18 protein-coding genes and 1 pseudogene are annotated in these 25,150 nt (G+C 57.6%); 10 read left to right on the top strand and 9 right to left on the bottom strand.

Annotated elements, in window-relative coordinates; translation table 11 throughout:
• The gene (coaE, locus tag HA43_RS01120) at positions 1-609 is read right to left on the bottom strand and encodes a dephospho-CoA kinase (protein ID WP_039382604.1); all 609 of its coding nucleotides are present in this window, start codon (positions 607-609) and stop codon (positions 1-3) included.
• Between the two features lie 218 nt (positions 610-827).
• On the opposite strand from coaE, the gene HA43_RS01125 reads away from it, so the two are divergent.
• Positions 828-1,868 (top strand): GMP reductase, encoded by a 1,041-nt coding sequence (locus HA43_RS01125; RefSeq protein ID WP_094110735.1) that lies wholly within the window; start codon positions 828-830, stop codon positions 1,866-1,868.
• A 29-nt stretch (positions 1,869-1,897) separates the two neighbouring features.
• Here HA43_RS01125 and hofC read toward each other — a convergent pair whose 3' ends face one another.
• The 3 genes from hofC to ppdD are packed head-to-tail and all read right to left on the bottom strand — an operon-like array spanning position 1,898 to position 4,920.
• Positions 1,898-3,097 carry a protein transport protein HofC gene (gene hofC, locus HA43_RS01130; protein WP_094110736.1) on the bottom strand — a complete coding sequence of 400 codons (1,200 nt, stop codon included), beginning with the start codon at positions 3,095-3,097 and terminating at the stop codon, positions 1,898-1,900.
• Positions 3,090-4,478 carry a type II secretion system protein GspE gene (gspE, locus tag HA43_RS01135; protein ID WP_071669070.1) on the bottom strand — a complete coding sequence of 463 codons (1,389 nt, stop codon included), beginning with the start codon at positions 4,476-4,478 and terminating at the stop codon, positions 3,090-3,092. Before gspE ends, hofC begins: the two co-directional genes overlap by 8 nt.
• Positions 4,471-4,920, bottom strand: a complete 450-nt coding sequence (gene ppdD, locus HA43_RS01140) for a prepilin peptidase-dependent pilin (RefSeq protein ID WP_039382612.1) — start codon at positions 4,918-4,920, stop codon at positions 4,471-4,473. Before ppdD ends, gspE begins: the two co-directional genes overlap by 8 nt.
• Positions 4,921-5,225: 305 nt before the next feature.
• Between ppdD and ampD the strand changes: the two genes are divergently transcribed.
• Both ampD and ampE read left to right on the top strand, forming a co-directional pair.
• Positions 5,226-5,777 (top strand): 1,6-anhydro-N-acetylmuramyl-L-alanine amidase AmpD, encoded by a 552-nt coding sequence (gene ampD / locus HA43_RS01145; protein WP_039382614.1) that lies wholly within the window; start codon positions 5,226-5,228, stop codon positions 5,775-5,777.
• 16 nt (positions 5,778-5,793) lie between these two features.
• Entirely contained in the window at positions 5,794-6,639 is an 846-nt protein-coding gene (gene ampE / locus HA43_RS01150) for a beta-lactamase regulator AmpE (RefSeq protein ID WP_039382616.1), read from the top strand.
• On the opposite strand, the gene HA43_RS01155 is transcribed toward ampE, so the two are convergent.
• The 3 genes from HA43_RS01155 to aroP all read right to left on the bottom strand — a co-directional run bounded on the left by HA43_RS01155 (position 6,621) and on the right by aroP (position 10,493).
• Positions 6,621-7,574, bottom strand: a complete 954-nt coding sequence (locus HA43_RS01155) for a glycoside hydrolase family 43 protein (protein ID WP_094110737.1) — start codon at positions 7,572-7,574, stop codon at positions 6,621-6,623. The two genes, ampE and HA43_RS01155, sit on opposite strands and share 19 nt — an antisense overlap.
• Positions 7,571-8,977 (bottom strand): glycoside-pentoside-hexuronide (GPH):cation symporter, encoded by a 1,407-nt coding sequence (locus tag HA43_RS01160; protein ID WP_039382621.1) that lies wholly within the window; start codon positions 8,975-8,977, stop codon positions 7,571-7,573. The genes HA43_RS01155 and HA43_RS01160 overlap by 4 nt, the downstream gene beginning before the upstream one ends.
• Before the next feature lie 160 nt (positions 8,978-9,137).
• Positions 9,138-10,493, bottom strand: a complete 1,356-nt coding sequence (aroP, locus tag HA43_RS01165; protein WP_094110738.1) for an aromatic amino acid transporter AroP — start codon at positions 10,491-10,493, stop codon at positions 9,138-9,140.
• 523 nt (positions 10,494-11,016) lie between these two features.
• Between aroP and pdhR the strand changes: the two genes are divergently transcribed.
• The 6 genes and pseudogenes from pdhR to yacL all read left to right on the top strand — a co-directional run bounded on the left by pdhR (position 11,017) and on the right by yacL (position 21,557).
• A complete protein-coding gene (gene pdhR / locus HA43_RS01170) occupies positions 11,017-11,781 on the top strand; it encodes a pyruvate dehydrogenase complex transcriptional repressor PdhR (RefSeq protein ID WP_039382625.1) in 765 nt (254 codons plus the stop codon).
• A 126-nt stretch (positions 11,782-11,907) separates the two neighbouring features.
• The gene (aceE, locus tag HA43_RS01175; RefSeq protein WP_039382627.1) at positions 11,908-14,583 is read left to right on the top strand and encodes a pyruvate dehydrogenase (acetyl-transferring), homodimeric type; all 2,676 of its coding nucleotides are present in this window, start codon (positions 11,908-11,910) and stop codon (positions 14,581-14,583) included.
• Positions 14,584-14,596: 13 nt separating this feature from the next.
• Positions 14,597-16,493: pseudogene (gene aceF / locus HA43_RS01180) on the top strand (pyruvate dehydrogenase complex dihydrolipoyllysine-residue acetyltransferase).
• A 173-nt stretch (positions 16,494-16,666) separates the two neighbouring features.
• Entirely contained in the window at positions 16,667-18,091 is a 1,425-nt protein-coding gene (gene lpdA, locus HA43_RS01185; RefSeq protein ID WP_039385712.1) for a dihydrolipoyl dehydrogenase, read from the top strand.
• A gap of 335 nt (positions 18,092-18,426) precedes the next feature.
• Complete coding sequence (gene acnB / locus HA43_RS01190) at positions 18,427-21,024, top strand: bifunctional aconitate hydratase 2/2-methylisocitrate dehydratase (RefSeq protein WP_094110739.1); 2,598 nt, start codon at positions 18,427-18,429, stop codon at positions 21,022-21,024.
• Between the two features lie 170 nt (positions 21,025-21,194).
• A complete protein-coding gene (gene yacL, locus HA43_RS01195; RefSeq protein WP_094110740.1) occupies positions 21,195-21,557 on the top strand; it encodes a protein YacL in 363 nt (120 codons plus the stop codon).
• Positions 21,558-21,583: 26 nt separating this feature from the next.
• Here yacL and HA43_RS01200 read toward each other — a convergent pair whose 3' ends face one another.
• The gene (locus HA43_RS01200) at positions 21,584-21,931 is read right to left on the bottom strand and encodes a YacC family pilotin-like protein (protein ID WP_039382635.1); all 348 of its coding nucleotides are present in this window, start codon (positions 21,929-21,931) and stop codon (positions 21,584-21,586) included.
• Between the two features lie 166 nt (positions 21,932-22,097).
• Here HA43_RS01200 and cueO point away from each other — a divergent pair, with 166 nt between their 5' ends.
• Entirely contained in the window at positions 22,098-23,696 is a 1,599-nt protein-coding gene (gene cueO / locus HA43_RS01205) for a multicopper oxidase CueO (protein WP_094110741.1), read from the top strand.
• A 42-nt stretch (positions 23,697-23,738) separates the two neighbouring features.
• Here cueO and HA43_RS01210 read toward each other — a convergent pair whose 3' ends face one another.
• Positions 23,739-25,031, bottom strand: a complete 1,293-nt coding sequence (locus HA43_RS01210; RefSeq protein WP_094110742.1) for a cystathionine gamma-synthase family protein — start codon at positions 25,029-25,031, stop codon at positions 23,739-23,741.
• Between the last annotated feature and the right edge of the window lie 119 nt (positions 25,032-25,150).

The raw sequence follows: 25,150 nt of genomic DNA on the forward strand, positions 1-25,150 counted from the left end.
TTAATCCCGTCCGGTTGCTGCCAGGCGCAAATAACGCTGGTGAAGTTCAGCAACCCGCGGCAGCACCTGTTCGGGTGTGCCGCTATTATCAATAATATCATCGGCGCAGGCGAGGCGCTGTTCGCGGCTCACCTGCGCAGCAAGAATACGTTGTGCCTGGCTCAGCGACACGCCGTCGCGCTGACGCGTACGCTGCAGCTGAACCGCTTCATCTACATCGACCACCAGCACGCGATCGGCCTGGCGCTGCAGGTTGTTTTCAATCAGCAGGGGAACCACCCATAGAACATAAGAGGATGACGCCTGCGCCCTGAGCTGTTGAGTACGGGCATTAATCAGCGGATGCAGCAGCTGATTAAGCCAGTTTTTCTCCTGCGGCTGCTGGAAAATAATCTCCCGCAGACGAGCGCGATAGAGCGTGCCTTCTGCCGTCAGAATGGATTCGCCATGGCGTTTTACAATCGCCTGTAGCGCTGGCGTGCCCGGCTCTACCACCTCGCGGGCGATCACATCAGCATCAATGATCTCCACGCCCAGAGCAGCAAAGGCGTTAGCGACGGTGCTTTTACCACTACCAATGCCGCCGGTAAGCGCAACGGTAAACAGCATATTTTTCTCCCGGTATGCAGCGCATCAGAGGGCGGCAGTGTCACAAAAGTGAGAAGGCGATCACATACTTAGCGATCGGCTAAATTTACCGGATTGTAGCGTAAGTAAAGTGAAATTCGCACCCTTGCCACCGCCGTTATGGCGCGTATGATAACGACACTGGAGCCGTGAGCGCTACCCGAACTGCGGTTCGTTTTCACTAACCAGGACCCTCTGCTATGCGTATTGAAGAAGATATCAAACTGGGCTTTAAAGATGTGTTAATCCGCCCGAAACGCTCAACGCTCAAAAGCCGTTCTGATGTTGAACTGGCACGCACCTTTACCTTTAAGCACTCCGCTCTGGAGTGGCGCGGCGTGCCGGTTATCGCGGCAAATATGGATACCGTTGGCACGTTCACCATGGCAGAAGCGCTGGCTGGTTTTGAGGTGCTTACTGCAGTTCATAAACACTATAGTATTGATGCATGGCAGGCGTTTATCCAGCGCGTGCCCACTTCCGTGCTGAAGTACGTCATGGTGTCAACCGGGACGTCAGAAGCGGATTTCACTAAACTGAATGCGATTCTTGCTCTCTCGCCGCAGCTTCAGTTTATCTGCATCGACGTGGCGAACGGCTATTCAGAGCACTTTGTTGCGTTTCTGCAGCGTGCGCGTGAACGCTTTCCGGATAAGACCATCTGCGCCGGTAACGTCGTGACGGGAGAGATGGTGGAAGAGCTGATCCTGTCAGGTGCGGATATTGTCAAAGTAGGTATCGGCCCGGGATCGGTCTGCACAACGCGCATCAAAACCGGCGTCGGTTATCCGCAGCTGTCGGCGGTGATTGAGTGCGCCGATGCCGCGCACGGTCTGGGCGGACAGATTGTCAGCGACGGCGGCTGTTCCGTGCCGGGCGATATTGCCAAAGCGTTTGGCGGCGGCGCTGATTTCGTCATGCTGGGCGGTATGCTGGCGGCGCACGATGAGTGTGAAGGCACGCTTGTGGAAGAGCAGGGCGAGCAGTTTATGCTGTTTTATGGCATGAGTTCTGAATCGGCGATGAAACGCCACGTGGGCGGCGTAGCGCAATACCGTGCGGCGGAGGGCAAGACCGTACGGCTGCCGTTGCGCGGGCCGGTTGCAGAGACCGTCAAAGATATTCTGGGCGGCCTGCGTTCAGCCTGTACCTACGTTGGCGCCGAACGTCTGAAAGAGCTGACCAAGCGTACAACGTTTATCCGCGTGGCAGAGCAGGAGAATCGCGTTTTCAACCGATAAACCTTCCGGACGGGCGCAGCAGGCGCCCGCTAACGTATTACCTCTCCCAGACCAAATACCGGCAGATACATGGCGATAACCAGCGTGCCCACGATCGCACCGATCACCAGCATCATCGCCGGTTCAAGCGCAGCAGCCAGTGCCTCCGCCCGGTTTGAGGTTTCCGTTTCATGCCACTCTGCCAGCCGGGACAGCATGATATCAAGCGCGCCAGCCTCTTCCCCGGCTCCTGTCAGCTGGGCACAGAGCGGCGTAAACAGCGTATGCTGCTGCAGTGCCTGGTGCAGCGGGGCGCCGGCAGCGATATGCGCCTGCAGCTGTATAATCGCTTCGCGCCACAGGCGCGCCGTCAGCGTCATCTCCACTGTCTGCAGGCTGTGCAGCAGCGTAAGCCCTGCCTGCTGCGTCAGCTGCAAAATGGCATAAATCTGGCTGAGCTGCGCACCGCGCCAGAGCGGGGCGATCAGCGGCAGGCGCAGGATAAAATGCTGCAGGCGCCGCTGCCAGCGCGCGGAGCGGCATACAATCTGGCACGCTGCGATGGCGCAGCCGGCAGCGATCAACAGCAGCGGCAGTGCGGTCTGCTGCATGCCTTCTGACAGCGCGACAACGCCTGCGGTAAAGGCGGGCAGCGGTGCATCAAAGCTGGCATAGACGGCAGTAAACTCCGGCAGCACAAATAACAGCATACCGGCACTGACCGCCAGCGCCACCAGCAGGATAAAGAGCGGATAGCGCAGCGCTTTGCCAACCTTCTGGCGTAGCAGGCGCTGCTTTGTCTGCTGCTGCGCCAGCCGCAGGCAGCAGCTGTCGAGCTGTCCGGTGGTCTCACCGACCTGCATCAGCGCAGAAAAGAGGGGCGGAAAGAGATCGGGCCACGTGCGCAGCGCCTGCGAAAATGCCTCTCCGGCCAGCACCTGCTGCTGCAGACCCGCGAGCACTACGCGCCAGCCGGCATGCGGATGCCCCTGCGCCAGCAGCATCAGGCTTTCAGCCAGCGGTAACCCTGCTTTTAGCAGCGTAGCCAGCTGATGCATCAGCTCAATTTTTTGCTGCCATTTCCAGTCGCGTCGGCGCCAGCAGCGGCCGCGTTGCCAGCTCACGATCAGCATGCCGCGATCGGCGAGCTGATTCAGCAGCGCGGCCCGATCGCGCAGCAGCGACTCTCCTGCCTGCAGCTCGCCCATGGTGTCCAGCGCCTGCCAGCGGTAGTGATAGAGTTTAGCCATTATCCAGCCCTACCACGCGCTGCATCTCTTCAAACGATGTCTCCCCGCGGCTTACCGCTTCAAGACCGGCGCTGAGCAGGGTTTTCATTCCCTGCTCGCTGGCGAGCGTCAGCACATGTTCCAGCGGCATATCTGAAGAGATGGCGTTCTGCAGCCTGCTGTTAACCGGCAGGATTTCAAACAGCGCAAGGCGCCCATAGTAGCCGGAAAAACAGTGGTCACAGCCCGGCGCTCGCCAGGTCTGCAGGGTGCCGGGCCAGAGCGTGGCAGGCAGATGAGCGATAGCCTGCGCTGGCTGGCGACAGTGCAGGCAGAGACGACGAACCAGACGCTGTGCAATCACCAGCTGCAGCGCTGGCCCCAGCAGATAGCCCGGGATCTCCATCTGTCTGAGGCGCGTCAGCGTTTCAGCGGTAGAGTTTGTATGCAGCGTGGAGAGAACCAGGTGGCCGGTTTGTGCCGCTTTTACCGCAATACTGGCCGTTTCACTGTCGCGGATTTCACCGACCATGATCACATCCGGATCCTGACGCAGCAGGGCACGCAGTACGCGATTAAAGTCGAGACCGCTGCGGGGGCGCACCTGAGTCTGATTGATGCCGGTCAGCGGGATCTCTATCGGGTCTTCAACGCTGCAGATATTTTTTTCCGGCACGTTCAGTGCGCTGAGGCTGCTGTAGAGCGTAAAGGTTTTGCCGCTGCCGGTCGGGCCGGTCACCAGAATCAATCCCTGCGGTTTAACCAGAGCCTGTTTCAGCAGACGCAGCTGGGCCAGCGGCATACCGAGTTTATCCAGCGCAATCGCACTGCTTTCACCCTGCAGCAAGCGTACAACGGCTTTTTCGCCGTGGCTGACCGGCAGCGTGGCGAGGCGAAAGGCGGCATCGCTGCCGTTTATCTCCTGGGTAAACTGCCCATCCTGCGGCAGACGCCGCTCTGCAATATCAAGCCCGGCGAGCACCTTCAGCCGCGCCAGCACGGCTGCCGGCTGCACCTCCGGCAAGCGCGGCAGATTATGTAGCACGCCGTCGATGCGCAGCCGGATACGCAATCCCTGCGGCTGAGGCTCAATATGCACATCTGAAGCGCGTCGCTGTACGGCCTGATGCAAAATCTGGTTTACCGCCTCGGTTGCTGAGGCTGCGCTGCGCTGCTCAGGCAGCCGCTCATCGGATAGTGACGGGTGCAGCGCCTGCTCCATGCGGGCAGCCGGCCAGCACTCAATCTCTACCTGACGCTGGCAGGCGAACTGCAGCGCCTCCAGCAGCTGCGGGTGGGGAGAGTCGGTAACGGCTACGCGCAGCCGGGTGTCATCATGCTGCAGCAGCCGCGCCTGATAGCGGGCGCACAGCGCCAGCAGTGTCGGATCATGCTCAGCCATTGGTCTCATCCTTATCTGCAAACCGGAACTGGTTCAGACAGTTATCGCGCAGGCTGCTGCTGCTGCTGGTACAGCTGCGCTGCCAGTTAAGCATGCCTTCAGCCGTGTTCCAGACGGGCTGCATCTCCACGCTCAGCCCGCTGAGGTTCTCCTGGCCGGTAAGCGCAATCACGCCACCGGTAACGGTGAGCGAGGCGACATAGCGCGAGCCTCTGGCCGCCGGAATGCCGTGTTCACCAGCCTGACACTGTGCCGGACCGCCGCGCTCAATGGCGCAGAGTTCCACCGCCGTTTTATAGGGCAACATGGTTTGCAGCATGTCAGTCAGCGCTGCGCGCTGCAGGTAATTTTGATAAGCAGGCAGGCCAATTGCGCTGAGAATAGCGACGATGCCGATGACGATCATCAGTTCAATCAGGGTAAAACCGCGTTGTCTTTCCATAGCAGGGCTCCTTTGTTCTGCAGCGCTACGATAAGCAGCACCCGCGGGTGATGAAAGCGTATCGCCTGAAAAACGGAGCGTGCCGCGCAGCCATTTTTAGCGATTGCAGCAAACGACAGTTGCAGTACCGGGCGGGCTCACAACGCCGGGCAGAACAGGGCCACCGGAAGCGTTATAACGCTGGCCTGTTTTTGCAGCGGCAGCGGCAATGACCGGAGGATGAGAAAGCGCGCTATCGCACGAAGACGCTAAACCCTGCTCTGAATCGTGATATTCTCGGCCTGATTTTGCTAAGGATGAGAGAGATGAAACTGGAACAGGGCTGGATCAGCAGCGCCCGTAAGGTGCCCTCGCCCCACTTTAATGCACGCCCCGATAATGAAGCGCCGTCGCTGCTGGTGATCCACAACATCAGTTTGCCACCGGGCGAATTTGGCGGACCGTGGATCGATCGTCTGTTTACCGGCTCGCTGCCTGCCGATGCACACCCCTATTTTGCTGATATCGCGCAGCTGCGCGTGGCAGCGCACTGCCTGATCCGCCGCGACGGTGAGCTGGTACAGTACGTCTCACTAAACGAGCGCGCCTGGCATGCGGGCGTTTCGGCTTTCAGCGGGCGGGAAAACTGCAACGACTTTTCTATTGGTATTGAGCTGGAAGGCACCGACACGCTGCCTTACACCGACGCCCAGTACGCCATGCTGCAGCAGGTCACCGCGCTGCTGCAGCAGCACTATCCGCTGGCCGCCGATCGTATTACCGGCCATAGCGATATTGCACCCGGGCGTAAAACCGATCCGGGCCCGGCGTTTGACTGGTCACGCTATAAACAGGGTACTACTCAGGAGAATACCTGACACCGCAGGAGCCATTATGACGTTGTTTAGTTTGTTACTTGTTCTGGGATGGGAACGCCTGTTTAAAATGGGCGAACACTGGCAGCTGGATCACCGGCTGGAGCCGCTGTTCCGTGGCCGGCAGCGCTTTTCGCTGCCGCGCACGCTTCTGATGACCGCAGCAGCCATGCTGCTGGTGTGGCTGGTGGTCTGGAGTCTGCATGGCCTGCTGTTCGGGCTGCTGCAGCTGCTGTTCTGGATTGTGACCGGACTGCTCTGTATCGGCGCCGGTTCTGCGCGACAGCATTATCATAACTATCTGCAGGCTGCCAGCCGTGATGATGAGGCGGCGCACCAGGCGATGGCTGCAGAGCTGACGCTCATTCATGGCGTGCCGGCAAACTGCAGCGAGCGTGAGTTCCTGCGCGAGCTGCAGAATGCGCTTATCTGGATCAACTTCCGTTTCTATCTCGCTCCGCTGTTCTGGTTCGTGGTCGGAGGGCCGGTGCTGCTGGTGGGGTACGCTTTTCTGCGCGCCTGGCAGAGCTGGCTGGCACGACACGCATCAGATCAGGCACGCGCTGCCTCAGGTGTTGATGCGCTGCTGCACGTGCTGGACTGGATCCCGGTGCGGCTGGCTGGCGTCGCTTATGCGCTGCTGGGTCACGGCGAGCGCGCGCTGCCCGCCTGGTTTGCTTCTCTGAGCGACCTCCATCGCGCTCAGTATCAGGTGCTGACCAGCCTGGCGCAGTTCTCGCTGGCGCGCGATCCGCACACGGATAAAGTCGCCACCCCACGCGTGGCGGTGGCGCTGGCAAAACGCACTTCGCTGGTGCTGGTGGTGGTGGTGGCGCTCCTGACTATCTACGGCACGCTGGTGTGATCTGCCGGAGGCACGCCAAAATCGGGCGTGCCATCCTCGCGCCAGCTGAAATATTTCAGGCGCGTATGGCGATTGGGATCCCACAGCGGATCGCCCTCAATTTCCGTGTAGTTGCGGGCGTGATAAACCAGCACGTCGCGTCCCGCTTCATCCGTCGTAAAACTATTGTGTCCCGGCCCGTACTGCTGATTTTCCCAGCTGGTGGTAAACACCGGCCGCGCTGACTTCTGCCAGGCGATGCGATCGCGCGGATCGGCCTGCACGTCAATACTCAGCATACCCAGACAGTAGTTTTCATCGGTCGCGCTGGCGGAGTAGGTCACAAACAGCCGGTTGCCGTGACGGATCGCCGCCGGACCTTCGTTAACGCTGAAGCCGGCACACTCCCACTCATATTCAGGCCGGCTCAGCATCACCGGCGTGCCTTTAAGCGTCCAGGGGTTAAGCAGCTCGGCCAGATAAAGATTGGAATTACCGGGAATAGCGGGATCTTTTTGTGCCCAGAGATACCAGTTTTTACCCTGATGGACGAAATGGGTGGCGTCCAGCGCAAAGCTATCGAACTGCGTTTCGACCCGGCGACAGGGCTGCCAGTAGCCGGTCAGCGGATCGGCATTATCGCAGACCAGCGCATACATGCGATGCTGAAACAGTCCCTCTTTGATCTCCCGGCTCGGCGCCGCCGCAAAGTAGATGACCCACTGACCATTAATGTGGTGCAGCTCGGGCGCCCAGATCAGCTCACTGTATTCACCCTGATCCGGCTTGCGCCAGACGGTAACGGCGGGTGCCTCACGCAGTCCCGCAAGCGTGCTGGCGTGGCGCAGCTCCAGCCGATCGTATTCCGGTACTGAGGCGATAAAGTAGTAGCCAGCGCCGTGCCGCAGAATAAAGGGATCGGCGCGCTGCGTAATAAAAGGGTTAGGCCAGGTCATTTGATCTCTCCGGGTTGAGTGGTTGCGGCCGGGGATGGAGCGGACAAATCGCGAAAGTTAGCGCGGCGCAGCGCCAGGTCATCCTGAATCGTGCGCATCAGCTTGCGATCCACTTTCATCAGGCGCACTACGCCTGCGGTGATCAGATAGCCGACACCGGGTATTACGGTAAAGAGCAGCATAATGCCGTTGACGGCGCTGGCGGACTGCTGTTTTGCACCCGCGTCATAGCCGTAAACCGACAGCAAAAAGCCGACCATGGCACCCGCAACCGCCAGCCCGACCTTGAGAAAAAAGAGATTGCCGGAAAAGCTCATACCGGTAATACGCTTGCCGGTTTTCCACTCGCCATAGTCATCCACATCGGCCATCAGCGACCAGTGCAGCGGCGAGGGGATCTGATGCAGAATATTCAGCAGGAAATAGGCCACCACCACCGTGACGGTAGCGTGTGGATCGATCCAGTAAAACCCGCAGGAGAAGAGCGCCAGGGCGATATTGGTCCAGAAAAAGACCTTCAGCTTGCACCAGCGGTCGGTGAGATATTTTGCCAACGTGCTGCCACCCATCATGCCGATCACGCCAAGGCTGATAAACAGCGTGGCAAAATGCGTCGACTGGCCCATGACCCAGGTCACGTAATACATGGTGGCCGCCATGCGGATAAAGCCGGGACAGACGTTGCAGAAGGTCAGCAGCAGAATGCGCACCCACTGATCGTTTTTCCAGATATCGCGCAGGTCTTTCTTCAGATCGTCATGCGTCGGCACCGCAGGCCGGATTCGTTCGCGGACGTTAGCAAAACAGAACAGAAACATCGCCAGGCCAATCAGCGCCAGCACGCTCATCGCCAGCTGATAGCCGCGCGCCTTGTTGTCACCGCCAAACCACTCCGCCATAGGCAGCAGTGAGAGTGAGAGGATCAGCGTGGCGACACCCACCATCACGAAGCGATAAGACTGACAGGAAACGCGCTCGCCCGGATCGCTGGTGATAACGCCGCCCAGTGAACAGTAGGGAATATTGATGGCGGTATAGGTCAGCGACATCAGGAAATAGGTGACAAAGGCCCAGATAACTTTGTTTTCATAGCTCCAGTCCGGCGTGGTAAACATCAGTACGCTGAACAGAACATATGGCACTGAGACCCAGAGCAGCCAGGGACGGAAGCGGCCCCATCGGCTCTGGGTACGATCCGCTATCGCGCCCATGATGGGGTCTGTTACCGCATCCAGCACGCGTACCGAAAGCAGCAGTACGCCGACCAGCGCAGGTGCCAGGCCAAAAACATCGGTGTAGAAGTAGTTCAGAAACAGCATGATCGCGCCACCAATCATGTTACAGCCGGCATCGCCCATGCCATATCCCAGTTTTTCTCTGAATGAGAGTGCAGCACTTTTCATCGTCGTCTCCTGCGACAAGTGGAGCGAAAAGTATCAGCGCAAACGGCAGGCAGAGGTGATCAACAATGAGTCGCGTAGATGGACAAAACGGGTGCAGGAAAAAAAGTGTGAGGACGATCGGCAGAGGTGCCCGGTCAGATGAACCGGGCACGCGGGACTATCAGGCTTTCTGCGTTTTGTTTTTAATGGCGTAACCCACCGCCAGAATAACCAGCCAGACCGGAATCAGCCATACCGAGATCGCCATTCCAGGCGTCATCGCCATGATCACCAGCACGGCGGCCATAAACAGCAGGCAGAGCCAGTTACCGGCCGGGTAGAGCACCGCGCGGAAGCGCGTAGTGACACCCTGCTGATCTTTCTTACGGCGGAATTTCATATGTGCCAGGCTAATCATCGCCCAGTTGATAACCAGGGCCGACACCACCAGAGACATCAGGATGCCAAAGGCTTCTCCCGGCATAAGATAGTTAATCAACACGCACAGCGCGGTAGCGACCGCTGAGACCATAATGGTGGCAACCGGTACGCCACGACGATCAACCCTGAGCAGCGCTTTTGGCGCATTGCCCTGCTGGGCCAGGCCGAACAGCATACGACTGTTGCAGTAAACACAGCTGTTATAGACCGAGAGCGCCGCCGTCAGGATCACGACGTTCAGCGCATTCGCGACCAGCGCATCACCCAGCTCATGGAAGATCAGGACAAACGGACTGGTGTCAGCGGTGACGCGCGTCCAGGGCAGCAGCGACAGCAGCACTGCCAGTGAGCCAATGTAAAAAATCAGAATGCGCCACAGCACCTGATTAGTGGCTTTAGGAATGCTCTCTTCCGGGTTGTCCGCTTCTGCAGCGGTAATGCCTACCAGCTCCAGGCCGCCAAAGGAGAACATAATAATTGCCATCATCATAACCAGACCGGTCATGCCGTGCGGCAGAAAGCCGCCCTGAGCCCACAGGTTGCTGACGGTTGCCTGCGGACCGGCGTTGCCGCTGAACAGCAGCCAGCCGCCAAACAGGATCATGCCGATAACGGCCACGACTTTGATAATGGCGAACCAGAACTCCATCTCACCAAATACTTTGACGTTGGTCAGGTTAATAGCATTGATGACGACAAAGAAAATAGCGGCACTGGCCCAGGCAGGGAAATCGGGATACCAGAACTGAATATATTTGCCGACGGCGCTGAGCTCGGCCATCGCAACCAGCACATAGAGCACCCAGTAGTTCCAGCCAGAGGCGAAGCCGGCAAAATTGCCCCAGTATTTGTAGGCAAAATGGCTGAAGCTGCCGGCAACCGGCTCCTCAACCACCATTTCGCCCAGCTGGCGCATAATTAAAAAGGCGATAAATCCGGCAATGGCATAACCCAGAATCACGGCCGGGCCGGCAGATTTAATAACCGATGCGCTACCCAGAAACAGGCCGGTGCCGACGGCACCGCCCAGCGCGATCAGCTGGATATGGCGATTCTTCAGGCCGCGATGCAGCGCTTCGCCATGCTGTTGTTCCATACAAACCTCTTTGTATTGTTATTGTGCGCCTGCAGTGCCCGCACTTAAGGCTGTGATACTGCGTGTAATCTTTTCTTTACGAATTCAGACTGGCTCTCTGTAGCGAGACGCTATTCAGGCGACCAGAATAGTGATAAGCGCGCGACTTTGCACCTGCTTTTGCTTTTTGTGCTAAGGAGTGATGGAAAAAGCAGCGATTTACTCTGTGATTTCCCTTGCGCTATTTCTGCCATGAATAATGCTTAAACACGAATAGCTTTCGCTTATGGCGTATAAGAGAAATGACCGCTTTTGCAGTGTAAGGTTTGGTAAAAGTGAAACCTGTTAACAACTTCGCGCAGTTGTTTCTTTTTCCTGCTACTACGGCGGCTTAAGGCGTGATGCCTGGGTTCAGGGCTATATCGGGCTGGAAGTAAGAGAGTGGCCATATAGACACAAGGTGAATACTTTGTTACTTTACGGGCACCATTTTTCAATTGGTATTACCAATTTACTCCAGACGTTTGGCTTATAAGAAGGGAAGATGGCTTATAGTAAAATTCGCCAGCCCAAGCTCTCCGATGCGATAGAGCAGCAGCTGGAATCCCTGATTATGGAAGGGACCCTTCAGCCGGGTGAGAAACTGCTCCCCGAGCGCGAACTGGCCAAACAGTTTGATGTCTCACGTCCATCGCTACGCGAAGCGATTCAGAGTCTGGAAGCCAAAGGTTTACTGCTGCGTCGCCAGGGTGGCGGCACATTTGTGCAGCAGAACCTCTGGCAGAGCTTAAGCGACCCCCTGGTCGGGCTGCTGGCCCAGCATCCGGAATCTCAGTTCGATCTGCTGGAAACCCGTCATGCGCTGGAAGGCGTGGCTGCCTACTACGCAGCGCTGCGCGGTACCGATGAAGATCTCCAGCGTATTCGCGACTGCCATCTTCAGATTCAGCAGGCGCAGGAGAGCGGCGATCTCGACGCCGAAGCGGACGCCGTCATGAAGTATCAGATTGCGGTCACGGAAGCGGCGCATAATGTGGTGCTGCTGCACCTGCTGCGCTCTATGAGCCCGATGCTGGAACAAAACGTACGTCAGAATTTCGAATTGCTCTACGCTCGCCGCGAAATGCTGGCGAAAGTGAGCGAGCATCGCGCCAGTATTTTTGCGGCGATTGTGGCGCGCGAGCCGGAACAGGCCCGCGAAGCCTCGCATCGTCATCTGGCGTTTATAGAGGAAATCTTGCTGGACAGAAGTCGGGAGCAGAGCCGTCGTGAACGCTCCCTGCGTCGTTTACAGCAACGCAAGGAATAACGTACGGCAACGAACGTGCGACATAAACGACGGGCCTGTCTTCTTGTGCTGTGAACCTGAAGCACAACACAAGCAGACAGGCTCCTGATAATTCAACGTATTAGACACAGATAAGGAATACCCCCCATGTCAGAACGTTTACAGAATGACGTGGATCCGATCGAAACTCGTGACTGGCTACAGGCGATCGAATCGGTCATCCGTGAAGAAGGTGTTGAGCGTGCGCAGTATCTGATTGATCAGGTCCTGAGCGCTGCCCGCAAAGGTGGTGTAAAAGTAGCTGGCGGTGGCGGTGCTGCTGCAGCGATCAGCAACTATATCAACACCATTGCGACAGAAGATGAGCCGGACTATCCGGGCAACACCTCTCTCGAACGTCGTATCCGTTCCGCAATTCGCTGGAACGCCATTGTTTCAGTTCTGCGTGCGTCGAAGAAAGATCTGGAGCTGGGGGGACACCTCTCTTCTTTCCAGAGCTCTGCCACAATCTATGAAGTGTGCTTCAACCACTTCTTCCGTGCACGCAGCGAAAAAGATGGCGGCGATCTGGTCTACTTCCAGGGTCACATTTCTCCAGGCATCTACTCACGTGCGTTCCTTGAAGGACGTCTGACTGAAGAGCAGATGAATAACTTCCGTCAGGAAGTGCACGGCAACGGCCTGTCATCCTATCCGCATCCAAAACTGATGCCGGACTTCTGGCAGTTCCCGACCGTTTCAATGGGTCTGGGTCCGCTGAACGCTATCTATCAGGCGAAGTTCCTGAAGTACCTGGAGCATCGCGGCCTGAAAGATACGTCTGGTCAGACGGTGTACGCTTTCCTTGGCGATGGCGAGATGGATGAACCGGAATCCAAAGGTGCTATCACCATTGCGACCCGTGAGAAACTGGATAACCTGGTCTTCATCATCAACTGTAACCTGCAGCGTCTGGATGGCCCGGTCACCGGTAACGGTAAGATCATCAACGAGCTGGAAGGCATCTTTGCCGGTGCTGGCTGGAACGTGATCAAAGTGATCTGGGGCGGACGCTGGGATGAGTTGCTGAAGAAAGACACCAGCGGCAAACTGATTCAGCTGATGAACGAAACCGTTGACGGCGACTATCAGACCTTTAAATCACGCGACGGCGCCTATGTGCGCGAGCACTTCTTCGGTAAATACCCGGAGACCGCTGCGCTGGTGAAAGACTGGTCAGACGAAGAGATTTTCGCGCTGAACCGCGGTGGCCACGATCCGAAGAAAATCTACGCTGCCCTGAAAAAGGCGCAGGAGACCAAAGGTCAGCCAACGCTGATTCTGGCTCATACCATTAAAGGTTATGGTATGGGTGATACCGCGGAAGGCAAAAATATCGCCCACCAGGTCAAGAAGATGAACATGGATGGCGTACGCTACATCCGCGATCGCTTCAATGTGCCAGTGGCTGATGAGAAAATCGAAGAGCTGCCTTACGTCACCTTTGAAAAAGGCTCAGAAGAGTACAACTACCTGCACGGCCAGCGTGAGAAGCTGGGTGGCTATCTGCCAACCCGTCAGGCGGAGTTCACTGAGAAGCTGGAAATGCCGACGCTGGAAGAGTTCAAACCTCTGCTGGAAGAGCAGAGCAAAGAGATCTCTACCACGATCGCTTTCGTGCGTGCGCTGAACGTGATGCTGAAGAACAAGTCGATCAAAGATCGTCTGGTGCCAATCCTCGCGGATGAAGCCCGTACTTTTGGTATGGAAGGCCTGTTCCGTCAGATCGGTATCTACAGCCCGAACGGCCAGCAGTATACGCCGCAGGACCGCGAGCAGGTTGCTTACTATAAAGAAGATGAGAAAGGTCAGATTCTGCAGGAAGGGATCAACGAGCTGGGCGCAGGTTCATCCTGGCTGGCAGCGGCGACCTCTTACAGCACCAACAACCTGCCGATGATCCCGTTCTACATCTACTACTCCATGTTTGGCTTCCAGCGCATTGGCGATCTGATGTGGCTGGCGGGCGATCAGCAGGCGCGTGGCTTCCTGGTTGGCGGTACGTCGGGCCGTACAACGCTGAACGGCGAAGGTCTGCAGCATGAAGATGGCCACAGCCATATTCAGTCGCTGACCATCCCTAACTGCATCTCCTACGATCCTTCCTACGCGTATGAAGTGGCGGTGATCATGCAGGATGGCCTGGTGCGTATGTATGGTGAAGCGCAGGAAAACATCTACTACTACATCACCACGCTGAACGAAAACTACCACATGCCGGCGATGCCGCAGGGTGCGGAAGAGGGTATCCGTAAGGGTATCTACAAGCTGGAAGAAGTCGAAGGCAAGAAAGGCAAAGTGCAGCTGCTGGGCTCAGGCTCTATTCTGCGCCACGTGCGCGAAGCGGCACAGATTCTGGCGAAAGAGTACGGTATCGGCTCTGATGTCTACAGCGTAACCTCGTTCACCGAGCTGGCGCGAGATGGTCAGGATTGCGAACGCTGGAACATGCTGCATCCGACTGAAACGCCACGCGTGCCTTACATCGCTCAGGTGATGAACGATGCGCCGGCCGTAGCGTCAACCGACTACATGAAGCTGTTCGCAGAACAGGTCCGCAGCTACGTGCCAGCCAGCGACTACCGCGTGCTGGGTACCGATGGCTTCGGTCGTTCTGACAGCCGTGAAAATCTGCGTCATCACTTCGAAGTGGATGCGTCATATGTGGTAGTGGCTGCGCTGGGTGAGCTGGCTAAACGCGGCGAAATCGAGAAGCAGGTGGTAGCGGACGCTATCGCTAAATTCGATATCGACGCTGATAAAGTTAACCCGCGTCTGGCTTAAGAGGTAAAGAGTAATGGCTATCGAAATTAACGTACCGGATATCGGGTCGGACGAAGTTGAAGTCACCGAAATCCTGGTGAAGGTGGGCGACAGCGTTGAAGCTGAGCAGTCGCTGATCTCTGTGGAAGGCGATAAAGCTCGATGGAAGTGCCTTCGCCGCAGGCGGGCGTGGTTAAAGAGATCAAAATCGCCGTCGGTGACAAAGTGAATACCGGCTCGCTGATTATGGTGTTTGACGCTGAAGGTGCGCCAGAAGCTGCACCGGCTGCCGAAGAGAAAAAAGCAGAAGCCGCGCCGGCTCCTGCTGCTGCAACGGCAACCGCCAGCAAAGAGGTTAACGTACCGGATATCGGTGGTGATGAAGTCGAAGTCACAGAGATCCTGGTTAAAGTGGGCGACAAGGTTGAAGCTGAGCAGTCGCTGATCACCGTTGAAGGCGACAAAGCTTCAATGGAAGTGCCTGCGCCGTTTGCTGGCGTAGTGAAAGAGATCAAAATCGCTACCGGCGATAAAGTGAACACCGGTTCACTGATTATGATCTTTGACGCAGAAGGCGACGCACCGGCTGCGACGCGAAACCACAGATGAAAGAAGAGGCGACCTCCGCCCCGGCTGCAGCTGCAGGCGCGAAAGAGGTAAACGTACCGGATATCGGCGGTGATGAAGTTGAAGTGACCGAGGTACTGGTGAAAGCGGGCGATAAAGTCACCGCTGAGCAGTCGCTGATTGTGGTTGAAGGCGATAAAGCCTCTATGGAAGTGCCGGCGCCGTTTGCCGGTACGGTAAAAGAGCTGAAAGTGGCCACCGGTGACAAAGTCAGTACCGGCTCACTGATCATGATCTTTGAAGTGGAAGGCGGCGCACCATCGCCAGCACCGGCAGCCAAACCGGAAGCGGCCGCCGCGCCGGCGAAAGCGGAGGCTAAACCCGCTGCAGCACCTGCGCCGGCTAAAGCGGAAGCGAAAAGTGAGTTCGCTGAGAATGACGCCTATGTGCACGCCACGCCGGTGATCCGTCGTCTGGCGCGCGAGTTTGGCGTTAACCTGGCGAAGGTGAAAGGCACCGGGCGTAAGGGCCGCATCCTGAAAGAGGATGTGCAGACTTACGTGAAAGAGGCGGTGAAACGCGCTGAGGCTGCGCCAGCTGCTGCTGCAGGCGGCGGTCTGCCAGGCATGCTGCCATGGCCGAAGGTAGACTTCAGCAAGTTTGGTGAAGTGGAAGAAGTGGAGCTGGGCCGTATCCAGAAAATCTCTGGTGCTAACCTGAGCCGTAACTGGGTCATGATCCCGCACGTTACGCACTTCGATAAAACCGATATCACCGATCTGGAAGCGTTCCGCAAGCAGCAGAACGCGGAAGCTGAGAAGCGCAAGCTGGATGTGAAGTTCACCCCGGTGGTGTTCATCATGAAAGCGGTTGCGGCGGCCCTGGAGCAGATGCCGCGTTTCAACAGCTCGCTGTCTGAAGATGGTCAGAAACTGACGCTGAAGAAATACATCAACATCGGCGTGGCGGTTGATACGCCAAATGGTCTGGTGGTTCCGGTGTTCAAGGATGTTAATAAGAAAGGCATCACTGAACTCTCGCGTGAGCTGATGGCAACCTCGAAGAAAGCGCGCGATGGCAAACTGACCGCCAGCGATATGCAGGGCGGCTGTTTCACCATCTCCAGCCTTGGCGGCCTGGGCACGACGCACTTCGCGCCTATCGTCAACGCGCCGGAAGTGGCGATCCTTGGCGTCTCCAAATCGGCCATGGAGCCGGTCTGGAACGGTAAAGAGTTTGCACCGCGTCTGATGATGCCGATCTCGCTCTCGTTTGACCACCGCGTGATCGACGGTGCTGATGGTGCGCGTTTCATCACCATCATCAACAATATGCTGTCTGATATTCGCCGTCTGGTGATGTGAAGTTAATCAAGGCCGGCAAATGCCGGCCTTGTTGTAAGCATTCAGTTGTTACCGCGGTTGGCAGTTTATTAACAATTCTGTAAACTCTCGCGGTGAAATGTCCCGGTGGCGACAGGGTAGCATGAGCCTGGGAAAGGTCGCTCTGACCGCCGGCAATCTAACAAGAGGTCATGATGAGTACAGAGATTAAAACTCAAGTCGTGGTACTTGGGGCAGGTCCTGCAGGTTACTCTGCAGCCTTCCGTTGCGCTGACTTAGGTCTGGAGACCGTTCTGGTTGAGCGCTACAACACCCTCGGTGGTGTTTGTCTGAACGTGGGCTGTATCCCGTCAAAAGCGCTGCTGCACGTCGCGAAAGTGATTGAAGAAGCGAAAGCGCTGGAAGAGCACGGCATCGTGTTTGGTCAGCCGCAGACAGACATTAACAAAATCCGCACCTGGAAAGAGAAGGTGATCAACCAGCTGACCGGCGGTCTGGCCGGAATGGCGAAAGGCCGTAAGGTCAAAGTCGTAAACGGTCTGGGTAAATTCACCGGTGCCAACACCCTGGTGGTTGAAGGTGAGGGTGGCGCAACCACCATCAACTTCGATAACGCGATCATCGCCGCAGGCTCACGCCCTATCGAGCTGCCGTTTATCCCGCATCACGATCCGCGCGTCTGGGACTCTACGTCAGCGCTGGAGCTGCGTGAAGTGCCGAAGCGTCTGCTGGTCATGGGCGGCGGCATCATCGGTCTGGAGATGGCGACAGTTTACCATGCGCTGGGTTCAGAGATTGACGTGGTTGAGATGTTTGACCAGGTGATCCCGGCAGCGGATAAAGACGTGGTTAAAGTCTTTACCAAGCGTATCAGCAAGAAATTCAATCTGATGCTGGAAACCAAAGTCACCGCGGTTGACGCGAAAGATGACGGTATCTATGTGTCGATGGAAGGTAAAAAAGCGCCTGCTGAGGCGCAGCGCTATGACGCGGTGCTGGTCGCCATTGGCCGCGTGCCAAACGGTAAAGGCCTCGACGCCGGTAAAGCGGGCGTGGAAGTGGACGAGCGCGGCTTTATCCGTGTCGATAAGCAGATGCGTACCAATGTGCCGCACATCTACGCTATCGGTGATATCGTGGGTCAGCCTATGCTGGCGCATAAAGGCGTGCACGAAGGCCACGTTGCCGCTGAGGTCATCTCTGGTCTGAAGCACTACTTCGATCCGAAAGTGATCCCATCCATCGCCTACACCGAGCCGGAAGTTGCATGGGTAGGTCTGACTGAGAAAGAAGCCAAAGAGAAGGGCATCAGCTACGAAGTCTCCACCTTCCCATGGGCGGCCTCAGGCCGTGCTATCGCTTCTGACTGCGCTGACGGCATGACCAAGCTGATCTTTGACAAAGAGACGCATCGCGTTATCGGCGGTGCTGTAGTCGGCACCAACGGCGGCGAGCTGCTGGGTGAAATCGGTCTGGCGATCGAAATGGGTTGTGATGCCGAAGATATCGCGCTCACCATCCATGCGCACCCGACGCTGCATGAATCAGTTGGTCTTGCCGCTGAAATCTTTGAGGGCAGCATCACCGATCTGCCAAACGCGAAAGCGAAGAAGAAGTAAGTTTCACTTCTGCGATCAACGGCTCCTGCGGGGGCCGTTTTTTTTTGCTGTTACAGCCGCAGGCATAACTAAAGGTTAGCCAGATCATTTTCTGCCACGCTGAAAGTTATGATCTGAAAACCGCCTGCCGCATATCTGCCGCTTTTTTTTCCGTCTGCAGGGGAATACCCGGACAGTTATGCCGGAAATTGGCTGGATGTTGCTTTTTTGTAAACAGATTAACAATCAGGCGAAATCCTGCTATGCTGGCCGACGCAGAACCGGGCACCTCACCCTACTGTTTAACAGCATCAAGGTGTACCGGAAAGCTATACAATGAGAGCGAGGAGAACGTCGTGCTAGAAGAATACCGTAAGCACGTTGCCGAGCGTGCTGCCCAGGGAATCGTACCTAAGCCGTTAGATGCTTCCCAGATGGCCGCGCTGGTTGAACTGCTGAAAAGCCCGCCTGCGGGTGAAGAAGAATTTCTGGTTGACCTGCTGGTTAACCGCGTCCCGCCAGGCGTTGATGAAGCCGCCTATGTTAAAGCCGGTTTCCTGGCTGCTGTCGCAACGGGCGAAGCCCACTCTCCTCTGGTTACGCGCGAGAAAGCTGTTGAACTGCTGGGCACCATGCAGGGTGGCTATAATATCCACGCGCTGATTGAAGCGCTCGACGACGAAGCACTGGCACCGATTGCCGCTGAAGCGCTGTCCCATACGCTGCTGATGTTCGACAACTTCTACGATGTGGAAGAGAAAGCCAAAGCGGGTAACGCCCACGCAAAAAAAATCCTGCAATCCTGGGCTGATGCCGAGTGGTTCCTGAAGCGTCCTAAGCTGGCTGAAAAAATCACCACCACCGTGTTCAAAGTGACCGGCGAAACCAACACCGACGACCTCTCTCCGGCGCCGGATGCGTGGTCGCGCCCGGATATTCCACTGCATGCGCTGGCGATGCTGAAAAACCCGCGTGATGGTATTGAGCCAGACGAGGCGGGCAACATTGGCCCGATTAAACAGATTCAGGCGCTGCAGCAGAAAGGCTTCCCGCTGACGTATGTCGGCGACGTCGTGGGTACCGGCTCATCACGTAAATCCGCCACCAACTCGGTGCTGTGGTTTATGGGTGAAGATATCCCGTACGTGCCGAACAAAAAGGGCGGCGGTCTCTGCCTAGGCGGTAAAATTGCCCCAATTTTCTTCAACACCATGGAAGATGCCGGCGCGCTGCCGATCGAACTGGATGTTGAGGGCCTGAACATGGGCGATGTGATTGACGTTTACCCGTATAAAGGCGAAGTCCGCAGTCACGAAACCAATGAACTGCTGGCAACCTTTGAACTGAAAACCGATGTGCTGCTGGATGAAGTCCGCGCCGGCGGCCGTATTCCGCTGATTATCGGTCGCGGCCTGACGACGAAAGCACGCGAGTCACTCGGCCTGCCGGCAAGCGACGTCTTTGTGCAGGCGAAAGATATCGCCACCAGCACGCGCGGCTACTCGCTGGCGCAGAAGATGGTGGGCCGCGCCTGTGGCGTTGAGGGTATTCGTCCGGGCGCGTACTGCGAGCCGAAGATGACCTCTGTGGGTTCACAGGATACCACCGGTCCGATGACGCGCGATGAGCTGAAGGACCTGGCGTGCCTCGGCTTCTCCGCCGATCTGGTGATGCAATCCTTCTGCCACACCGCGGCCTATCCGAAGCCGGTTGATGTGACCACGCACCATACGCTGCCGGATTTCATCATGAACCGCGGTGGCGTCTCGCTGCGTCCGGGCGATGGTATTATTCACAGCTGGCTGAACCGTATGCTGCTGCCGGATACCGTTGGCACCGGCGGTGACTCACACACCCGCTTCCCGATTGGCATCTCTTTCCCGGCGGGTTCCGGCCTGGTGGCGTTTGCCGCTGCGACTGGCGTGATGCCGCTCGATATGCCGGAATCGGTGCTGGTGCGCTTTAAGGGCACCATGCAGCCGGGCATTACGCTGCGCGATCTGGTACACGCTATCCCGCTGTACGCGATTAAGCAGGGCCTGCTGACGGTAGAGAAGAAGGGCAAGAAAAACATCTTCTCCGGCCGTATTCTGGAGATCGAAGGTCTGCCGGATCTGAAAGTTGAGCAGGCTTTTGAGCTGTCTGATGCCTCCGCTGAGCGTTCTGCTGCCGGTTGTACCATCAAGCTGGATAAAGCGCCGATCATCGAGTACCTGAACTCCAACATCGTCCTGCTGAAGTGGATGATCTCGGAAGGCTACGGCGATCGCCGTACGCTGGAGCGCCGCGTTGAGGGCATGGAGAAATGGCTGGCCGATCCGCAGCTGCTGGAAGGCGATGCAGATGCAGAATACGCTGCGGTGATCGAGATCGATCTGGCGGATATCAAAGAGCCGATTCTGTGTGCACCAAACGATCCGGATGATGCGCGCTGGCTCTCTGACGTGCAGGGCGAGAAGATTGACGAAGTGTTTATCGGCTCCTGCATGACCAATATCGGTCACTTCCGCGCGGCCGGTAAGCTGCTGGACGCGCATAAGGGCCAGCTGCCGACGCGTCTCTGGGTGGCTCCGCCAACCAAGATGGATGCGGCGCAGCTTACCGAAGAGGGCTACTACAGCGTCTTTGGTAAAAGCGGTGCGCGTATTGAGATCCCGGGCTGTTCGCTCTGCATGGGTAACCAGGCACGCGTGCAGGACGGTGCGACGGTGGTCTCCACGTCGACCCGTAACTTCCCGAACCGTCTGGGTAACGGCGCCAACGTCTTCCTGGCATCAGCCGAGCTGGCTGCCGTCGCTTCGCTGCTTGGCAAACTGCCAACGCCGGACGAGTATCAGCAGTTTATGGTGCAGGTGGATAAAACGGCCGGCGACACCTATCGCTATCTCAACTTTGACCAGCTGGGTCAATATACCGCGAAAGCGGACAGCGTGATTTTCCAGACCGCCGTATAACGCGACGGGTAAATCGGGGGGGATGATGCAAATCATCCCCCTTTTTTTATGCCTTTTTTACCGGCGGCACTCCCGGCATAATGCGAGCGCGATCCCACTTTATTACGCGCGCTGCGCTCAGAATGCACATAAACGTGCAGTCCGGCGCGCTACTGGTATGAGGTAACCCAATGGAGTATGAATTTTTACGCGATATCACCGGCCAGGTCAGGGTGCGCATGTCGATGGATCACGAAGCGGTAGGCCACTGGTTTAACGAAGAGGTCCGCGACAACGCCGGGCTGCTGGATGAAGTGGAGGCGGCGGCGCGTGCGGTAAAAGGCACCCATCAGCAGTGGCAGCGTATCGGACATGAGTACACGCTGTGGCTGGATGAAGAAGAGGTTATGATCCGCGCTAACCAGCTGGCGCTTGAGGATGAGGGGCTGGAAGAGGGCATGGCCTACTACGATGAAGAGAGTCTCTCGTTCTGCGGCGTGGAGGACTTTCTGGCGGTCATCGCGGCTTACCGGCAGTTTATGGCGGGCAGATAACCGGCACCGCGCCACATGATCCATTCTTACTTAACGTAGGCCAGCAGGCTCAGTGAATCACGCGCCAGCGATTTGCACTTTTTATCGTTATTGATTGCAATGCCGCTCAGATCTTTATAGCTCTCTTCGCCCAGCGCTTTCATGTTGTAGCTGCTGTAGTTGCTCAAATCCCAGCGGTTCTGCTGGGCAAAAAACACCAGCGCTTTGCGAATTTGTGCATCCGGCAGCGCCTGGTAGCCGCAGTCGTTTTTCAGATAGACAAAGACCGCCGTCAGGTCAGCCAGATCTTCCGCTTCAGACTCGCTCAGCGCAAAACTGCTGGTGGAGAAGCCAAAGAGTCCCGCCAGCAGCAGGATCTTAATGCTTTTTGTCATAATGGTTCTCAGCAAAGGACAATCCATTGACGTTAGCACAGTTACCGTCCGGATTCCGCTTCTTTTACCCCGGCGACGGGCAGGCTACTATTTTGCTGCCCGGCACTTGACCCTCCCGCAGGGGCAGGGTTTAGGCTGGGTGCCTCATTATCACAAGGATATGCGTATGCAACGTCGCACTTTTCTCAAACTGACCGCGGCGCTCAGCGCGGCAGGCGCACTGCCGCTATGGAGCCGCTCACTGATGGCGGCTACGCGGCCGCTGCTGCCGATCCCTGCGCTGCTTGAGCCAGATGCGCGCGGTCACTACAGCCTTACCGCCATGACGGGCAGCACGCAGTGGCAGGATAAAGCGGTGCCGACATGGGGCTATAACGGCAGCCTGCTCGGGCCGGTTCTGCGCCTGCAGCGGGAGAAGCGCGTCACGGTCAATATTCATAACCGGCTGCCGGAAGCGACCACCGTACACTGGCACGGCCTGGCTATCCCGGGGGACGTGGATGGAGGCCCGCAGGCGATTATCGCGCCCGGTGCCACGCGGCAGGTGAGCTTTACCCCCGCTCAGCCGGCGGCGACCTGCTGGTTTCATCCGCATCTGCACGGCAAAACCGGTCATCAGGTGGCGCAGGGATTAGCCGGGCTGGTGCTGCTGGAGGATGAAGCGTCCGGCAAGCTGCGTCTGCCGATGCAGTGGGGAGCCGATGACGTACCGCTGATTTTCCAGGATAAACAGCTTAACAGCGCCGGCACGCATATCGATTATCAGCTGGATGTGATGCGCGCGGCGGTAGGCTGGTTTGGCGATATGATGCTGACCAACGGCGTGCAGTATCCGCAGCACGCCGTGCCGCGCGGCTGGCTGCGGCTGCGGCTGCTTAACGGCTGTAACGCCCGCTCGCTGGAGATCGCCACCAGCGATAAACGACCAGTCTATGTGGTGGGCAGCGATGGCGGACTGCTCGCTGAACCGGTACAGGTGACGTCGCTGTCACTGCTGCCGGGCGAGCGCTTTGAGGTGCTGATCGATACCTCTGACGGGCAGCCTTTTGATATCGTCACGCTGCCGGTGACGCAGATGGGGATGACGCTGCCGCCATTTGATCGGCCACTGCCGCTGGTGCAGATCCTGCCGCTGCGCATTATGGCGAGCGGGACGCTGCCGGACACCCTGGTGGATCTGCCGCCGCTGCCTGCCAGTGACGGCGTACAGAACCGCTGGCTGCAGCTGATGATGGATCCGCAGCTGGATAAGCAGGGGATGCAGGCGCTGATGGATCGTTATGGCCATCAGGCGATGGGGGGCGCGGCAGACCATGGCGCGGCAGAGACGCACAGCGGACACGATGCCATGCCAATGGAACAGAGCGAACATGGCGCGATGCCGATGGATCACGGTGCGCACGACGCTGCCGCATACGATTTTCACCACGGCAATAAGATCAACGGTGAAGCGTTTAACATGCAGAAGCCGATGTTTGCCGTGCCACTGGGTAAAACCGAGAAGTGGACGATTTCAGGCGAGGGCGATGCGATGCTGCATCCGTTCCATATTCACGGTGCACAGTTCCGTATCCTGTCAGAAAACGGCAAGCCGCCTGCCGCGCATCGTGCCGGCTGGAAAGATATGGTTAACGTCAACGGCTGGCGCAGCGAAGTCTTAGTGCGGTTCGACTATGCCGCCAGCGCGGAGCATGCCTATATGGCACACTGCCATCTGCTGGAGCACGAAGATACCGGCATGATGCTCGGCTTCACGGTCGCGTAGCGAGCCAGACGACCGCAAGGGCGGCATCTGAGCCGCTCGGCGTCAGCCGCCGTCTGCCGCCTCCAGCGCCTGGCTGATATCCGCAATCAGGTCGTCCGGATGCTCAATCCCGATCGACAGGCGCACCGTCGCGTCGCTGATGCCAATGCGCTGACGTACCGCCAGCGGCACGCCAGAGTGGGTGGTGCTGGCCGGATGGCTGGCGAGCGACTCGGTGCCGCCCAGGCTTACCGCCAGCTTAAACAGCGTCAGCGCGTTGAGAAAGCGGAAAGCCGCAGGTTCACCGCCCTGAATATCAAAGGAGAAGGTCGAGCCGGCGCCGCTGCACTGACGCCGGTACGTTTCTCCGGCCGCACTCTGTGCGTCAAGATAGGGCAGCCAGAACAGCGCCGCGACCTGAGGCCGGTCGCGCAGGAATGCGGCGACCCGTTCCGCATTTGCGGCGGCTTTCTCCATGCGCAGCGCCAGCGTCTCCAGCGAACGGCCAATCATCCAGCTTGAGTGCGGGTCGAGCTGCGTGCCGATCGCGCTGCGCAGCGCGCGCACAGATTTCATCAGCGTCCGGCTGCCCAGCGCGGCGCCGGCGATAAGGTCGGAGTGGCCGCCCACATATTTGGTCAGCGAATAGAGCGAGATATCTGCGCCATGCTGCAGCGGATGCTGAAACAGCGGCCCCAGCAGCGTATTATCGCAGGCGATAACCGGACGCGAACCCTGCTGCTGTGCAATGACATCCGCCACCTGCGCAATAAGCCGGATATCCACCAGGCTGTTGGTGGGGTTGGCTGGCGTCTCGATCAGGATCAGGGCGACCCGGCCACGCTGCCACGCCAGCTTCGCCGCCTCATAAACCTTATCTTCATCCGTACCCTCGCTGAACCCTACGGCTTTAATTTCCAGATCGTGCAGCGTCTTGCTCAGCAGCGTTTCTGTGCCGCCATACAGCGGCTGTGAATGCAGGATCATCTCGCCCGGCCGCGCAAACGCAAGCAGCGTAGTGGCAATGGCTGACATACCGGAAGAGAAGAGCACCGCGCTCTCAGCGCCTTCATAGATCGCCAGACGATCTTCAACGATTTCGCTGTTGGGATGGTTAAAGCGTGAATAGACCAGCCCGCCGCTCTGACCAGCAGGCGGCTGACGGCGACCCGATACATAATCAAAAAAATCTTTGCCCTCTTCGGCACTGTTGAAAACAAAGGTTGAGGTAAGAAACACCGGCGGTTTTACCGCGCCTTCTGACAGCCGCGGATCGTAACCGTAATTGAGCATCTGCGTTTCCGGATGCAGCGTGCGCCGATCGGAAGGTTCTTTATTGCTGGATGAGTTTGCCATAGCAGCTCCGGCTGAATCAGGATAAAGCGCGTAAACCCTGCTATAGAGTTAATGCCATCGCGGGAAATTTTGCTACGTAATCGTTTGCGTTTTGCGGGCGCGGTTAGCCATCAGGCGCA

This window comes from Pantoea eucrina, assembly GCF_002095385.1.
Lineage (GTDB): Bacteria > Pseudomonadota > Gammaproteobacteria > Enterobacterales > Enterobacteriaceae > Pantoea > Pantoea eucrina.

Bases quoted from the DNA above. Each gene is read 5' to 3' on its own strand.
- HA43_RS01155 (WP_094110737.1), bottom strand. From the start codon at position 7,574: ATGACCTGGCCTAACCCTTTTATTACGCAGCGCGCCGATCCCTTTATT.
- HA43_RS01200 (WP_039382635.1), bottom strand. From the start codon at position 21,931: ATGACAAAAAGCATTAAGATCCTGCTGCTGGCGGGACTCTTTGGCTTC.
- hofC (WP_094110736.1), bottom strand. From the start codon at position 3,097: ATGGCTAAACTCTATCACTACCGCTGGCAGGCGCTGGACACCATGGGC.
- ampD (WP_039382614.1), top strand. From the start codon at position 5,226: ATGAAACTGGAACAGGGCTGGATCAGCAGCGCCCGTAAGGTGCCCTCG.
- HA43_RS01125 (WP_094110735.1), top strand. From the start codon at position 828: ATGCGTATTGAAGAAGATATCAAACTGGGCTTTAAAGATGTGTTAATC.
- aceE (WP_039382627.1), top strand. From the start codon at position 11,908: ATGTCAGAACGTTTACAGAATGACGTGGATCCGATCGAAACTCGTGAC.
- lpdA (WP_039385712.1), top strand. From the start codon at position 16,667: ATGAGTACAGAGATTAAAACTCAAGTCGTGGTACTTGGGGCAGGTCCT.
- HA43_RS01210 (WP_094110742.1), bottom strand. From the start codon at position 25,031: ATGGCAAACTCATCCAGCAATAAAGAACCTTCCGATCGGCGCACGCTG.
- ampE (WP_039382616.1), top strand. From the start codon at position 5,794: ATGACGTTGTTTAGTTTGTTACTTGTTCTGGGATGGGAACGCCTGTTT.
- coaE (WP_039382604.1), bottom strand. From the start codon at position 609: ATGCTGTTTACCGTTGCGCTTACCGGCGGCATTGGTAGTGGTAAAAGC.
- aroP (WP_094110738.1), bottom strand. From the start codon at position 10,493: ATGGAACAACAGCATGGCGAAGCGCTGCATCGCGGCCTGAAGAATCGC.
- cueO (WP_094110741.1), top strand. From the start codon at position 22,098: ATGCAACGTCGCACTTTTCTCAAACTGACCGCGGCGCTCAGCGCGGCA.
- yacL (WP_094110740.1), top strand. From the start codon at position 21,195: ATGGAGTATGAATTTTTACGCGATATCACCGGCCAGGTCAGGGTGCGC.
- HA43_RS01160 (WP_039382621.1), bottom strand. From the start codon at position 8,977: ATGAAAAGTGCTGCACTCTCATTCAGAGAAAAACTGGGATATGGCATG.
- gspE (WP_071669070.1), bottom strand. From the start codon at position 4,478: ATGGCTGAGCATGATCCGACACTGCTGGCGCTGTGCGCCCGCTATCAG.
- pdhR (WP_039382625.1), top strand. From the start codon at position 11,017: ATGGCTTATAGTAAAATTCGCCAGCCCAAGCTCTCCGATGCGATAGAG.
- ppdD (WP_039382612.1), bottom strand. From the start codon at position 4,920: ATGGAAAGACAACGCGGTTTTACCCTGATTGAACTGATGATCGTCATC.